Here is a 14,805-nt window from a genome sequence, read left to right on the forward strand (position 1 = left end):
GGCGCTGACACGCATCAGTAAGGCACGAACGTCTCGTCGAATGCGTGGGACATGAAAGCGGCAATGCGCGGCCGCGCAGTGTCTCATAGTCTCAGCGCCAGAGGTTTGTCCTGGCAAGATCAATGACCTCTCCGGTCCGGCCATTCACAATTGCTTTAAGCGTGTAGAGAGAGAAGCCCTTGGCCATCTCCATCGTGACGGAAGGCGGCACGGCGAGCTCGGTCCGATTGACGACGGCGTCGATTAAAGCTGGCCCTTCGTGCGCGAGCGCGGCGGCGATGCCGTCGTCTACCTCCGAGGGATGTTCAAGGCGCACCCCATACATACCAGCGGCTCTGGCAATTTCGGCAAAGTCTGGATTGTTGAGCTCGGTCCCGAAATTGAGCAATCCCGTCGACTTTTGTTCCAACTCGATAAAGCCGAGAGTACCGTTATTGAAGACGACGACTTTCACTGGCAGGTCGAGTTGCACAAGGCTCAGCAAATCGCGCATCAGCATCGTAAAGCCACCGTCGCCCGAGAGGGAGATCACCTGTCGACGAGGATACGTGGCCTGTGCCCCGATAGCCTGAGCCATGGCGTTGGCCATTGAACCGTGCCAAAACGAGCCGAGGAGGCGACGTTGACCGTTCATCGCCAAATAACGCGCGGCCCAGACGGTAGGCAGGCCGACGTCGCAGGAAAAAACGGCATCGTCAGCCGCCTGGTCGCTGATTGCTTTAGCGACCTGTTGAGGATGGATGAGCTGGCTACCTGGCTTGATCTCGGCTAGCCCGTCCAGCTGTTTGCGGGTCCGGGCATAGTGTTGTTGTGTTCTCTTGAGACGCTCATCATTGGACTTGGAAGACAGACGTGGCAGCAAGTCCGCCAGAGTTGTGCGGACATCACCAACCACCGGGAGGCGACAGCCACCCGGCGACCTAGATGTTCCGGACGTATGTCCGCTTGCGCAATCCGTACGCTGCTTCCCTGAGGATAGAACTGGCGATAGGGGAAATCGCTTCCAAGGATCAAAAGAACGTCGCAATCGGCCATGGCGTAATAGCCCGAAGAAAGGCCGATCAGCCCGGTCATGCCGACGTTGTAAGGATTGTCCCGTTCCACACATTCTTTGCCGCGCAGAGCATGCACGATCGGCGACTTCAGCCGCTCGCCGAGCGCCAGCAGTTCTTCATGGGCTCCGGCGCAACCAGACCCGCAAAGAACGGTTACCCGCTGAGCTCTGTTCAGCATGTCGGCGAGGCTATCGAGTTCGGCGGCCTTCGGCGAGATCACCGGCTGCGGAGGCCGCAACCCAGCGAGCTTGGGCCGCATCCTATCGGCCGCAGGACGAAGCGCGACATCACCGGGAATGACGACAACGGAAACGCCGCGCTTTCCCACAGCCTCGCGGATGGCTGCCTCAAGGATGCGTGGCATCTGATTGGCGCCAGAGACCAGCTCACAATAGTGGCTACACTCTCTAAAGAGGATCTCGGGATGGCTATCCTGAAAGTACCACACGCCGATCTCTGCGGAAGGAATGTGTGCAGCGATCGCAAGCACTGGCACGCGCGAACGATGACAATCAAAAAGGCCGTTGATGAGATGGAGATTGCCTGGCCCGCAGCTTCCGGCACAGACGGCGAGCTCGCTGGTCAGATGTGCCTCGGCACCGGCCGCAAAGGCGGCCACTTCCTCGTGCCGGACATGAATCCAGTCGATGCATCCGTGACGGCGGATCGCATCGGTAAGGCCATTCAGGCGATCCCCAACGATTCCATAGATGCGCTTGACGCCCACCTCAGCAAGAGTGTGGGCGAACTGATCTGCAACAGACTGCGCCATGACCCATGTCTCGTCCGAGAGATTGACTTAGCGAAGCGCGAATGCCTCGCAAACATATCTACGGCGCAGCGCGATATCGCGTAAATGAATTGTTCGACTGCAATTCAGTCGCTACTGGCATGATGGTCTCCTCGCGTGCGAGCCACCAGATCTAGCCACGCCTTCGCGGCATGTGACAGATAAGCACCGCGGCGCCAAATCATTGCAATGTGCCAGTCCATATCAGCTTCATCGAGCGGCACCCTGGCGATCGACAGATGTTTGCGTTGTTCCGCGATCATCCGTGGCAGAAAAGCGGCCCCCATACCCGTCGCAGCAAGTTCGACGATAAAATCAACCTGGCTGCTACGCGCGACGACTCGCGGCTCAAAACCGTGCCGTTGACACGCGTCTAAAATCACGCGGTTCAATGCAAATCCGGTTTCGAAGAGAATGAGCGGTAGATCCCGCAATGCCGGAAGATCAAGGGATCGGCACCCCGAAAGCTCGTGATTCACCGGTAGCACGACAGTAAGGGGCTCGCGCTTGACGTCCTGCCACTCAAAGCCTTCTGACACCGGGAGAAGCGAGGCCGCAAGTTCGATCTCCCCCGATAGCAAAACCTCCTCAAGCCGCTCGCTTCCGTACTCCACGAGCCGGATATCGACGCCTGGATAACGTTCGCGGTAGATCGCAAATAGCTTTGCGAACAGCGTACCGCTACCCACCGGTGGCAGACCGAGCTTGAGAATGCCGCATTCAAGGCCGCGCAGATCGCCCAGTTCTGAAATCAGATCGTCCCGCTCCATCAGAATCCTGATCGCACGGCGGTAAACAATTTCGCCGGCGGCGGTAAGCCTGCTGCGATGGCCGATCCGATCAAGTAGCGGTACGCCAATCTCATCCTCAAGCTGCCTGACCGCTTTGCTGACCGTGGACTGAGTCGCGAATACGACTTTGCCGGCCTTGGAAAACCCGCCTTGCCGTACGACCTCGACGAAAGCACGTAATGTCCGAAGCTCCATGTGAATTCCAAAATCGAATAGACTCTAGTCGATCAATTCATTCGAGAGAGAGCCGCGAACTTCAGGCTGAAAATCGTTTTCTTGTTCTTGCTCGTTTAGCGCGGCTTTTCTCTTCTGGACGAGTTGTCTCACATATTGGTCATGCTCTTGCACTTTGCGGCGAGGTCGTGATCGGCTCGACTCGCTGCTTCGATGTCGAGTGTCGCGGCGTGGTTCATTGTTGGCGCCGACCAGGACTACAAGCAGCTCACTTTTCGCTAGTAGCAACATTCTCTTTGAATGCAATCGGAATCAGGGCCGGGCCCCGGTGTCTGAACTTCCGCCGATGATCTCTCTGCGCATCGTCTCCAACTACAGGCAGCGCAACGTTGAGGCCGTGCCGGAAAAGGCAGTACGGCTCTCTCGACTTGGTGACGAGGTCGATCGGAACTGCCGCTCGGGTGTATACTGCCTTGTGTTTCAGGCAAAAGATCTGTGCTGCATGCCTTGGCGTGTCAAATGCTCGAAAACTGCTCAGTCTTCCGGAGGCGTTTGTCTAAGCGCTGGGCGGTTCGGTGCAAGCCAGATCAAAACGACCGCGAAAGAATGCCGAAGAGCGATGAATGATCTCACGATCTCTGCACATGAATGCCCCTGACGGTCGCTACACATACGTTGCGTCTGGGGCATCTCCTTCCGCCCCTGTGCACTAGGAAAAATGCAGTCGACGAGTAAGAATAATCCGGTCGACATTGCGTTTGAACGCCTCCATCGGGCCAGCGCGCTTTCATTTTGCATCGCGCGACAAATTGACCTGCGCATGGGCGCGCGCCGCAGGTCTGTCTTCTTTTTGCCCTAACGCAGACAAATGCCCTTGCAAGGAGCCGAGCCGCCGACACGATGTTCGACAGGAGAGATGGTGCAAGTGTTGCAGGTAAGAAGTGGTGTCTTCGATCCGGAAGACCTTTCCATGTTGGGAAAGATCTTTGATGAGGCGGTGGCGGCGCTGCCGGCAAGTATGCGAACTCCCATCAACAGAACGGAGATCGCCAAGCTTGTGCTTGGACGCACAGCCGCTGGTCGGGCCGAATTGGTCCTCCTCAGGAAGCTGATGGTAGCGATTGCTTCTGCCGTTTAGTCCAGCAGAGGTTCAATGCTTCTCTGGATGCGCCCATCACGAGGTCATCCGACGCAAAGTCAACAGTGTGGTTGCTGCTTGCGTCTTGCATGTCACATCCGCCCGGTGAAGCGCTTCCCCGGAAGGCAAAGTTCGATATTTCGAGCGAAAACTTGGCAACAAGATCTGCGGGCCGTCAAAACCGCTTGAACCTCACGTGGCGTTAGGTTGTAGGTTTGAAAATTGAGAAACATGACCAGACCTACAGTACTCAGGCGTCGATGGCGACGCATCGGTGAACTTGCGGATGCGACCGGCGTGACGGTGCGCACTCTGCGTCACTATGAGCACACGGGATTGCTGGCCGCCTCGCAGCGCACGTGCGGTGGTCACCGGATCTACGATTGTGAAAGCCTCAGAAGAGTTTATCACATTCTGGCGCTTCGTGAGCTCGGATTTTCTCTTCGAGAGATTCGCAAGGCAATGGACGGCAGAACTTCGCTTCCTGACTTATTGAGCGAGCAATTGGAGCGAGCGGAGCTCCAGGTCGCGCGTGCGACAAAGTTGCGCGATCGTTTACGCAACATCACGAAGAATACGGAATCGGATGTCAGTGTAGACGAGCTACCTGCTCGCCTTGATGCAATGTCGCGAGAGAGCTGTGGTCAGCCGCGCCGGCGAGCACGCGCTCCCGATGATGCGGATCGATAGTGGCGGCAGGAGAACGAGGGTTGCGCGAACGATCGGTCAACAACGCGACATTGTGCGTGCTGCAACAACCACGACTCAGGTGCCAAAGCGAGCGCGAATCAGCCGACGTCAGGAGCCTCAAATGGCATTCCTTCGCACGAGTTCATTTGCCGGTGCAGCGGTCCTTGCTTTCGTGCTGGTCTCCGGCGCCTCCGCTGACGATGTTTACGTTGCAGTGGCCGGACCTATGACAGGCAGCAACGCTGCGGTTGGTGCTCAGATGCTTTACGGCGCAGGTGCGGCCGTGGATGATTTGAACTCTTCCGGATTGCTTCCAGAACTCAAGATTAGATTGACTGTCGCCGACGACGCTTGCGATCCGAAGCAGGCCGTTGCGGTAGCCAATCGGCTGGCGGCTGATCAGGTTAGGTTGGTTGTTGGCCACCATTGTTCTTCTTCCTCAATTCCCGCTTCCGACGTTTACGCTGAAGCCGGAATTATTCAGATTTCGCCCGGATCAACCAATCCTCAGCTGACCGAGCGAGGTCTGCGAACGGTTTTTCGGATCTGTGGCCGTGACGACCAGCAAGGTGTAGTGGCGGCTAACTATATCTTGCGGCACCACTCCAAGAGCAAGATTGCCGTCCTCGATGACAAGAGCACAGCTGGCAAGGGCGTTGCAGATGTCGTTGCGTCTCGTCTTCATGATGCGGGTCTGCAGAATATCATGCGGCAAAGCTATATGGCCGGCGAGAAAGATTACACCGCGCTGGTATCAAGAATGAAGAGGGAGGGTATCGAAATCGCCTTTATTGGTGGCTACTACGCCGAAATCGGCCTTATTGTACGCCAAGCCGCAGACGCACACGCTCATCTCACGGTCATGGCTAACGACCCGCTGATGACGGGCGAATTCTGGGCGATTGCGAACAGTGCGGCAAATGGCACTCTCTTCACATTCATGCTCGATGCCACCAAAAACGCGGAGGCGGCCGACGTCGTAGCCAGATTGAAAGCAACAAAACGAACTGCGGAAGGCTATACGCTTTACGCTTATGCCGCTGTACAGGCGTGGGCTCTTGCGGTGAGGCGCGCTGGCTCTTTCAACGCTCTGCGCGTTGCGAAAGCGCTTCGTTCGCAAGAAGCTGAAACCGTGATTGGCCACGTGCGGTTTGATGCGAAAGGCGACAATTCATCTGCCGGTTTCGTCGTCAATCGCTGGCGCGACAACACGATAGAGAGGGTCGAGTAGACCAGATAGCGGTGACCGAACCAACGACCTGAACTTCGACAAGCCCGCCGCCTGATTTGGCAATTCGATCGCCCAATAGAGTTGCGGTGGACGAGAATGCGATCCTCCGAGGCAACCATCGCGGGTCGAAAGACACCCGCGATCAACGTGGCCGGGTGAATCAGGGAGAGAACGCTCGAGCTGCTTGACAGGAAGAAGGTGCGGAAAAGAGCTGCCCCCGAAGAATCACCGGGGACGGAAAGCTGTATCGACTCGTGACTTCTCACTGTCGTCGAGCCTCCATTCCTTGGAGCGAGCGAAGGTCCTGCGAACCGCGATTGTCATTCCGAAGCATCTACCGCTGTGTCTTTAGCTTGCGAAGAGTGGTTCGGAAGATCCCGTAGGCGTGTCTTGGCGCGGGGAGAGACCAGGCGCCTTGCCTCCTGCAACAAAACCTCACGCATCCATATGCTTGCCGGATCAGTATTGTGAAGGGAAGGCCATTGGACGGCCTCGGTAAAGCCCGGAAGCGGTAGCGGGAGTTTAGTGATCTGCAGCGGCATCGCCTTAGCGAAATACTTCACGAGCGTCAGGGGCATCGTCGCTATTCGGTTGGTTCCAAGTAACATGGGAGGGATCATGCTGAAGCTTTGCACGACGACCTCAACGCGTCTCTTGATGCCGTGCTCTTGCATAAACCATTCGTCTATGGAAGGCACTCGATTGCTCCCGAACTTGACCGCGACATGCCCCAATGACATGTACCTCTCGAATGTAAGCTCCCGCGATAGGTGCTTGTTCGAGCGGCAGCCGACGCAAACGAGTGTCTCGTCAAAAAGGGTCGCCTTGGGGTGCGCGTCCGACATGTACAGCTCGGGCACGATAAGAAAATCGATTTCGGCGCGTTGGAGAGGGTGATCGAACGGATTCGCGAGAGGCATTAACTCGAATCTGACGCCGGGCGCATCTCGTGCGACACGTTCCACGACATGTCGAAACCACACGACCGTAGCAAAGTCAGACAGGCTGATCCTAAAGCGCCGTTCAGACTCGCTCGGTTTGAATGTATCCCTGGAGGTAATGGAGAACTGGATGTGAAGTAGTGCCTCGCGAGTGGGAGCCGCGAGGGCTTCCGCACGTGGAGTCGGAATAAGTTCGCGGCCCTTCATCGTGAAGAGGTCGTCTTTGAAATACGCGCGTAGGCGGCCAACCGCCGCGCTCATGGCCGGCTGGCTCAAGTTGATGCTGCGTGCCGCTGCCGTGAGGTTGCGCTCGGTCATCAGAGCATCGAGCGCGACGAGGAGATTAAGATCAAGCCCTCGGAAACGCATTGTCACCTATCCGCAGTGTAGATGTTTCTCATCCAAACAATCGATTTTACGAATTCGCTCGGCGCCGTCTAGGAAATCTCCAGTACCTGAGCAATCGGGTAGGTTTCGGAGAAGCAGAGCGTGGCACCGCAAATCGCAAGCATTGGTGATGGAGTGTCGTCAGCGGTTGTGCGCAACAGCTTAGCTCGGCGTCCGTCATTGTATTGTCACATCCGAATGCATTGCATCGATTCCCGTGTTAACCACTCACGCGAACGCTCGCCGAGCGCACACGCGGCGAGCCGTCATGCCCGCTTTAAGAGAACAAATGAGCGGCAACAAGTTCGTCGCGCCCATCAAGCTCGGCGCCAGATATTGGACGAGGCAAATGAAGCCGCGGCTAACACCCTCGTGTCCTGCTTTCCGTGCCCGCGATCAGCATATCTGCCGTGCGGCCTGCGGAGCGTGACGTCGCTTGCAGCGGAGTCGCAGCCCCTTCGCCCGTTCGAGACAGTTTCTACAATGGGGTCGTCTCCCACTGCAACTGTAGGCGGCTCAATAATGCGGCCAGGAGCGCGATTTAAACCATCGTATATTCTCCGCATACCATTCAATGGAGGGCGTCTACCTCGATATGATTGGGTAACTGGGTGGTCCTTCGATAACTTGAGTACCACACATCGCGGCCGCGGAGGATTTGAGACAGTAGACAGAGCGCGACCTGTAACAGAGCCGGTCGCCACTCGCCTGGAGACAACGGCGATATTGAGCCGCGGCACACACAAGAGGAGCATGCAAATTGGCCGGCTCCCCGCGCGATGCGATCTTAACGCCGTCCACAAGCCAACATTCCCCCCATTCGCTGACGACCCCATCGAACGAGCACCGTCACACTGCCCGTCGCTCGCTTGATGCGTGCCTCAGGAACGTAGCAAGAAGCAGGAGAGTCTTTCATGCGCCCTCAACTCCAGTGGAGGACGTGCTGGGAAAATGACTTACAACTCGCCGACCACGTCCAAATCTCCGAGTTCTTTCGAAGCGCCTACGGGCCGACCGGGGCGTTCAACGCAAAACCGTTTGAAGGCAATCGAAGCTGGGCCGGGGCGAGACCGGAGCTCCGGGTAGTTGGCTACGATGATCGCGGCGTGGCGGCTCATATCGGCGCATTGCGCCGGTTCATCAAAGTCGGTGAAATCGATCTGTTGGTGGCCGAACTTGGATTGTACGCGGTACGTCCGGATCTCGAAGGACTCGGAATCAGTCATTCCATGCGAGTGATGTATCCCGTGTTGCAGGAGCTCGGCGTCCCCTTCGGCTTCGGTACGGTTCGACATGAACTCAAAGAGCATATTTTTAGGCTGCTCGGCCGCCCAGGAATGGCGACAATCGTTCCGGGCATTCGCGTGCGATCAACTCTTCCGGATATCTATGCCGACCTGCCCCCAACTCGGGTCGATGACGCGCTGCTTGTAGTGTTCCCTATAGCGCGGTCGATGAGCGAGTGGCCCACCGGCACAGTCATCGAGCGTAATGGGCCAGAGCTGTGAAACACATCAGTTGCTTCTTCGAAGCGCACAGCAAGCGCCTCACGGACACCGTTCGCCATAGCGTCCATCTGACGTTCGATGACGGGCCGAATCCATACTGCACGCCGGACATTCTTGATGTGCTGGCGGAGCACCGCGCGCCGGCGACGTTCTGCGTCATTGGCACGTACGCGGCGAATGAGCCAAAGCTGATTCGTCGGATGATCGCGGAAGGGCACGAGGTCGCGAACCACACGATGACACATCCGGATCTGTCCAGATGCGACCCCGACGAAGTGCAGTTTGAAATAATGACCGCGAGTTGCGCCATCAGGAGCGCATGCCCTCAGGCCTCGGTGCGACGCGTGCGCGCGCCGTATGGCATTTGGACCGAAGCAGTGCTGGCCAAGTCAGAGAAGGCCGGACTTAACGCTCTCCACTGGTCAGTGGACCCGCGCGACTGGTCCTGTCCCGGCGTGGATACGATCGTCGAAACAGTGTTAGCCTCTGTCCGCCCTGGTGCGATCGTTCTCTTGCATGATGGATGCCCGCCCGACGAGGTGGGACGGGGCATTCATGCCGGTCTGCGCCACCAGACGGTGAAGGCACTCTCCCAACTTATTCCAGCCTTGCACGATCGCGGTTTCGCGATCCGCCCGCTTCCGCAAACTCATTGAACAATTGGCGTCCCAATGAACCTTCTTGCCACAACCAGTACTGTTGTCGTCTCGTCTTATGCGTTGCTCTCTGCGGTCTACAAGTCCGTGCAGGCGTTCCATGCCTCGCCGACACGAGTGTCGTCGGTGTCATCGGATGGGGGCGACCCTGAACCGATGCCCAGCGTGGATGTAATCGTGCCCTGCTTCAACGAGGACCCGCGCACGCTGTCGGCATGCCTAGAATCCATCGCGAGCCAAGACTACGTCGGGCAGCTACGCGTCTACGTGGTCGATGACGGTTCTGGAAATCGCGAGGATGTGGCACCCGTCCATCATGCCTATGCGTACGATTCAAGGTTCAATTTTATTCTCCTGCGAAAGAACGTTGGAAAACGGAAAGCACAGATTGCCGCGATCCGCCGGTCATCCGGAGATCTGGTCCTCAACGTTGATTCGGACACGATACTTGCGACCGATGTGGTCAGGAAGCTTGCACTGAGAATGCAGGATGATGAGATCGGTGCTGCCATGGGGCAGCTGACGGCGAGCAACCGGAGCGCCACTTGGTTAACTCGGTTGATCGACATGGAGTACTGGTTGGCGTGCAACGAAGAGCGCGCAGCTCAAGCTCGTTTCGGCGCGGTCATGTGCTGCTGCGGTCCATGTGCCATGTACCGACGATCAGCTCTCGATCTGCTGCTGGATCAGTACGAGGCGCAATTCTTCCGAGGAAAGCCGAGCGATTTTGGTGAGGATCGCCATCTCACGATTCTTATGCTGAAAGCTGGATTTCGAACTGAGTACGTTCCGGACGCGTACGCCGCAACAGTCGTTCCAGATAGGGTAGGGCCGTATCTGCGCCAACAGCTTCGCTGGGCCCGCAGCACTTTCCGAGATACGCTGCTTGCGGTGCACCTTTTGCCTGGTCTGGATCGATACCTGACATTGGACGTTATCGGGCAAAACGTCGGCCCGCTTCTTCTGGCGCTTTCGGTGGTAACGGGCATTGCGCAGCTCGCACTTACGGCCACTGTGCCATGGTGGACAGTTCTGATAGTCGCATCAATGACCATGGTGAGATGCGGCGTAGCTGCCTTGCGTGCTCGTCAACTGCGATTCTTCGCTTTTGCTCTGCACACGCCCATCAATATCTTTCTGCTACTTCCGGTAAAGGCCTATGCGTTGTGTACGCTAAGCAATAGCGATTGGCTCTCACGCAAGCCAGCCAAGGCAGAGTCCCAACCAGAGCCGATCCGGCCTTCGGGATCCGCAGTTCCGATTCGCAGCTCGTGCCGCCCAACTAGCAGTGACACGACCGCACTTGCAGCGGCGAGCGATGCGGACTGAGAAGCGGATAGCTCATGAACCCGGATAACAGTTATCAATCGTTAGAACGAGAATTAACGGCCGATGATCCATGGCGGCTGGACGGCAATCCGTTCGAGCGAGAGCGTCATACGCAAATGCTCCGGCTCTCGCTTTCCAACGGCTTCATTGCGAATGCGCTCGAGGTCGGGTGCGCAGCCGGCGCATTCACGGAGAAGCTGGCGCCCCACTGCGGACGACTTACAGTCGTCGACGTCGTGCCGCGAGCGATCGGTCGGGCGAGTCAACGGACGAAGCGATGGTCGCACATCACATGGATAGTCTCTGACATTCAGCGGTTCTCTCGAACGGAACGGTTCGACTTGATCGTGGTGGCGGAAGTGCTCTACTACCTCCGCGATATTGCCGAGATGCGTACGGCGATCGGCAATTTGGTGGGAATGCTTGCGCCGAATGGTCATCTGGTTTTCGGATCAGCTCGTGATGCCACCTGCCGCGGCTGGGGACATGCTGCCGGCGCCGAAACGATCATCGCAATGTTGAACGAAACATTGGTCGAGGTCGAACGGGTGCAATGTCAGGGCAAGTCGGCCAACGAAGACTGCTTGCTCGCTTGTTTTCGGAATTCGGTCTTCCCTTCCATCTAAAAACCGACCTTAGCATCGAGGCACTATGCGCATCTGTGGCATCAAGCTGACGCACGACGGGTCCATCGCTCTTGTAGAGGATGGACGTCTGGTCTTTTGCATCGAGCAAGAGAAACGCGAGAACAACCGACGGTACTCAGCCATCGAAAATCTCGACACAGTTGTTCTCACATTGGCGGAATATGGCCTTCATCCCCGCGATATTGATCAGTTCGTCATCGACGGGTGGGACGGGGAAATCGAAACGCAATTCCAGCTCCTGAGTGGGTCGGAACATCTGACGCTCAAAGGCGCACCGTATGTTGAACGTCCCGAGGGGCTCCTATCTTCATACGACGGGGATGGGCTAGTGCTCGAGGGCGAGAGTTTCTCCTATAAGAGCTATGCGCACGTCACGGGCCATGTTGCCTCCGCTTACTGCACTAGCCCGTTTGCGAAAACGAAAGAACCGGCCTTCTGCCTCGTGTGGGATGGCTGCATCTTTCCACGACTTTATTATGTAGAGCCGCGCGGGGGCCGCTTCCTCGATTGCCTCTTCCCGATGATAGGCCACGCTTATGCTGTCGCGGGCCACCACTTCGGGCCCTATCGGCAGCCGAACCGGACCAACTGGGACCTTGGCGTTGCGGGCAAACTGATGGCCTATATCGGTCTGGGGGCGCCTGATGAAGACGTTGTGACGGTGTTTAGGGAGGTCTATGAGAAGCGCTTTGCGGCGGACACGGAGCCCGCTCGGCGTTATCGCGCGAATATAAATAATGCCGAGGCATCGCTTGCGGCTACGCACGAATTCTTCGAAGAAAGCGCACTTCGACTAGACGCCAAGCGACCCGAAGATGTACTCGCATCGTTTCATATTTTCCTTGAGCGTCTGCTCGTGCGGGAGATGGGCCTTGCTTTGCTTCGGCATTCGTCCTTTCCGGGGCCGCGCAATCTATGCATAGCCGGTGGTTGTGGTCTTAACATCAAATGGAATAGTGCGTTACGTGCGACCGGCCTGTTCGATGCGGTCTGGGTGCCGCCTTTCCCGAATGACAGCGGTTCAGCAATCGGAACCGCTTGCTCGGCAATGGTGGCGGACAAAGGTTTCGTACCCCTCGAGTGGTCGGTCTATAGTGGTCCGGCCCTTGCAGGCGGCGATGCGTCAACGGGATGGGACGCAGCGCCCTGCAGCATAAGCGAGCTTGCCGCACTCCTCGCAACTGATAAGCCCGTGGTCTTCCTTAACGGCCGCGCCGAACTCGGCCCACGCGCCTTGGGTGGCAGAAGCATTCTTGCTGCCGCGACATCCCCGAAAATGAAGGACTATCTCAACGACATCAAATTCCGCGAACACTTCCGCCCGGTTGCGCCGATATGCCTGGAGGACCGAGCGCCGAACATTTTCGATCCTGGATCGCCGGACCCTTACATGCTCTTCGACCATCAGACGCGGGCAGAGTGGCGAGACAGAATCCCCGCCATTGTGCACCTCGACGGATCCGCACGATTGCAGACGATTGGCAGAACATCCGAGCATAAGGTTGCTGAACTGCTCGTCGAATATGAAAAACTGACGGGCATTCCGCTGCTTTGCAACACCAGCGCCAATCACCATGGACGTGGCTTCTTCCCCGATGTCGCAGCTGCCTGCAAATGGGGTCGCATCGAACACATCTGGTGCGATGGCCTGCTCTGGACCAAAACGCTCGAAGTCAAGGTGCCGTCGTCCGAGATGGCTCTGACAAGCTGAGATGAACGCATGTCGAGCGTAGCGATCGATTTTGCCGCTGTAAACAAATCATACCGCGGCAAGGCCGTTGTCAACGAGCTGGCATTCACCGTTGCAGCGGGAGAGTGCTTCGGACTGCTCGGACCAAATGGTGCGGGCAAGAGCACCATTGTGCGTATGATACTCGGCATGGTGCCGCCGGACTCTGGCCAGATTACGGTGCTCGGCAAGCAAGTACCGGCACACGCTCGCTTGGCACGCGCAGGCGTGGGCGTGGTCCCGCAATTCGACAACCTCGAGAACGAGTTCACGGTCCGCGAGAACTTGCTGGTGTTCGGGCGCTATTTCGGCATGAACGCACGTGAAATCGATGCGGTCATTCCATCGCTGCTCGAATTTGCCCGCCTCGAGAGCAAGGCGGATGCGCGCGTTGGCGAGTTGTCTGGCGGCATGAAGCGCCGACTGGTGCTGGCACGTGCGCTGATCAATGACCCGCATCTGCTCGTTATGGACGAACCAACGACCGGTCTTGATCCGCACGCGCGCCATCTGATCTGGGAGCGACTGCGTGCGCTACTTGCGCGCGGAAAGACGATCCTGCTGACGACCCATTTTATGGAAGAGGCCGAGCGCTTGTGCGATAGGCTCTGCGTGCTTGAGGAAGGACGCAAGATCGCCGAAGGCGAACCTCAGGCGCTCATCATCGAACAGATCGGTTGCGATGTCATGGAGATCTATGGTGGCAACCCGCAGGAATCCATTGAGCTGATCAGGCCTTACGCGCAGCGCATCGAACTAAGCGGCGAGACGATCTTTTGCTATGCACCGGATCTGGAGCAGGTGCGGAAGCAGTTGAGAGGGGCTGTGGGGTTGCGCCTTCTGGAGCGTCCGCCGAATCTCGAGGACGTGTTCTTGCGGCTGACCGGACGCGAGATAGAGATATGATGAGAATGACTTATGGCGCGGCCATGCCCGCTAACGCGTTTAACTGGGTTGCGGTATGGCGACGCAACTATCTGGCATGGAGGAAGGTCGCGCTTGCGTCGCTTCTGGGCAATCTCGCCGATCCAATGACCAATCTACTCGGTCTTGGCTTTGGCCTCGGACTCATCGTCGGTCGTGTCAACGGGACTTCATATATCGATTTTCTAGTGGGCGGGATGGTCGCGACCAGCGCGATGACTTCGGCAAGCTTCGAGACGATTTACGCAACGTTCGCCCGCATGCACACGCAACGGACCTGGGAGGCAATGCTCTGCACACAGCTTACTCTTGGCGACATCCTGCTCGGAGAAGTGGCATGGGCAGCGAGCAAGGCCGTGCTGGCTGGCACAGGCATAACAATCGTTGCTGCGGGACTGGGTTACGCGGCGTGGCCATCCATGCTGTATGCGCTACCCGCAATCGCTCTTACTGGGTTCGTGTTCGCGAGCTTGGCGATGGTCATCGTATCCCTAGCGCCCAGCTACGACTATTTCGTATTCTACCAAACACTCGTCCTTACACCCATGGTGTTCCTCTGCGGCGCAGTGTTTCCGATCAATCAGTTGCCCGCGGCCTTCCAGTTCGTAGCAGACCTGTTGCCGCTGGAGCACTCGATTGAGCTCATTCGCCCGGCGATGCTCGGGCGGCCAATCGGCAGCGTCGGTATACATATAGGCGCACTCTGCCTTTATGCGGTCGTGCCATTCTTGTTGTCGGTTGCGCTGCTTCTCCGACGCCTCATGCGCTGAGAGTGCCGCAGTGGACAACACGACGCCGCAGCGAGCAACCGTGAG

The 14,805-nt window shown here is 57.5% G+C and carries 12 protein-coding genes and 1 pseudogene; 10 read left to right on the forward strand and 3 right to left on the reverse strand.

Annotated features, from left to right (window positions below; genetic code table 11):
• Positions 1-91 precede the first annotated feature (91 nt).
• Together poxB and NLM33_RS37365 are read right to left on the reverse strand one after the other, a co-directional pair.
• A pseudogene (poxB, locus tag NLM33_RS37360) lies at positions 92-1,827 on the reverse strand (ubiquinone-dependent pyruvate dehydrogenase).
• A 104-nt stretch (positions 1,828-1,931) separates the two neighbouring features.
• The gene (locus NLM33_RS37365) at positions 1,932-2,831 is read right to left on the reverse strand and encodes a LysR family transcriptional regulator (protein ID WP_254103429.1); all 900 of its coding nucleotides are present in this window, start codon (positions 2,829-2,831) and stop codon (positions 1,932-1,934) included.
• A gap of 898 nt (positions 2,832-3,729) precedes the next feature.
• Here NLM33_RS37365 and NLM33_RS37370 point away from each other — a divergent pair.
• From NLM33_RS37370 to NLM33_RS37380, 3 genes are all read left to right on the forward strand, one after another.
• Positions 3,730-3,948, forward strand: coding sequence for a hypothetical protein (locus NLM33_RS37370; RefSeq protein ID WP_254103430.1), 219 nt, complete (start codon positions 3,730-3,732; stop codon positions 3,946-3,948).
• 231 nt (positions 3,949-4,179) lie between these two features.
• The gene (locus tag NLM33_RS37375) at positions 4,180-4,638 is read left to right on the forward strand and encodes a MerR family transcriptional regulator (protein WP_254103431.1); all 459 of its coding nucleotides are present in this window, start codon (positions 4,180-4,182) and stop codon (positions 4,636-4,638) included.
• 121 nt (positions 4,639-4,759) lie between these two features.
• Positions 4,760-5,869, forward strand: a complete 1,110-nt coding sequence (locus NLM33_RS37380) for a branched-chain amino acid ABC transporter substrate-binding protein (RefSeq protein ID WP_254103432.1) — start codon at positions 4,760-4,762, stop codon at positions 5,867-5,869.
• A 320-nt stretch (positions 5,870-6,189) separates the two neighbouring features.
• Here NLM33_RS37380 and NLM33_RS37385 read toward each other — a convergent pair whose 3' ends face one another.
• Complete coding sequence (locus tag NLM33_RS37385; protein ID WP_254103433.1) at positions 6,190-7,179, reverse strand: LysR family transcriptional regulator; 990 nt, start codon at positions 7,177-7,179, stop codon at positions 6,190-6,192.
• Positions 7,180-8,111: 932 nt separating this feature from the next.
• Here NLM33_RS37385 and NLM33_RS37390 point away from each other — a divergent pair.
• The 7 genes from NLM33_RS37390 to NLM33_RS37420 are packed head-to-tail and all read left to right on the forward strand — an operon-like array spanning position 8,112 to position 14,760.
• Positions 8,112-8,705 (forward strand): NodA family N-acyltransferase, encoded by a 594-nt coding sequence (locus NLM33_RS37390; RefSeq protein ID WP_254103434.1) that lies wholly within the window; start codon positions 8,112-8,114, stop codon positions 8,703-8,705.
• 5 nt (positions 8,706-8,710) lie between these two features.
• Positions 8,711-9,361, forward strand: a complete 651-nt coding sequence (nodB, locus tag NLM33_RS37395; RefSeq protein ID WP_254106090.1) for a chitooligosaccharide deacetylase NodB — start codon at positions 8,711-8,713, stop codon at positions 9,359-9,361.
• A gap of 15 nt (positions 9,362-9,376) precedes the next feature.
• Positions 9,377-10,690, forward strand: coding sequence for a chitooligosaccharide synthase NodC (gene nodC / locus NLM33_RS37400; protein WP_254103435.1), 1,314 nt, complete (start codon positions 9,377-9,379; stop codon positions 10,688-10,690).
• A gap of 14 nt (positions 10,691-10,704) precedes the next feature.
• Complete coding sequence (gene nodS, locus NLM33_RS37405) at positions 10,705-11,316, forward strand: nodulation methyltransferase NodS (protein ID WP_254103436.1); 612 nt, start codon at positions 10,705-10,707, stop codon at positions 11,314-11,316.
• Between the two features lie 25 nt (positions 11,317-11,341).
• Positions 11,342-13,048, forward strand: a complete 1,707-nt coding sequence (gene nodU / locus NLM33_RS37410; protein WP_254103437.1) for a nodulation protein NodU — start codon at positions 11,342-11,344, stop codon at positions 13,046-13,048.
• Positions 13,049-13,057: 9 nt separating this feature from the next.
• A complete protein-coding gene (gene nodI, locus NLM33_RS37415) occupies positions 13,058-13,972 on the forward strand; it encodes a nodulation factor ABC transporter ATP-binding protein NodI (protein WP_254103438.1) in 915 nt (304 codons plus the stop codon).
• Complete coding sequence (locus NLM33_RS37420; protein ID WP_254103439.1) at positions 13,972-14,760, forward strand: ABC transporter permease; 789 nt, start codon at positions 13,972-13,974, stop codon at positions 14,758-14,760. The genes nodI and NLM33_RS37420 overlap by 1 nt, the downstream gene beginning before the upstream one ends.
• Positions 14,761-14,805 lie beyond the last annotated feature (45 nt).

The sequence above is a fragment of the Bradyrhizobium sp. CCGUVB1N3 genome (assembly GCF_024199925.1).
Classification (GTDB): Bacteria; Pseudomonadota; Alphaproteobacteria; order Rhizobiales; family Xanthobacteraceae; genus Bradyrhizobium.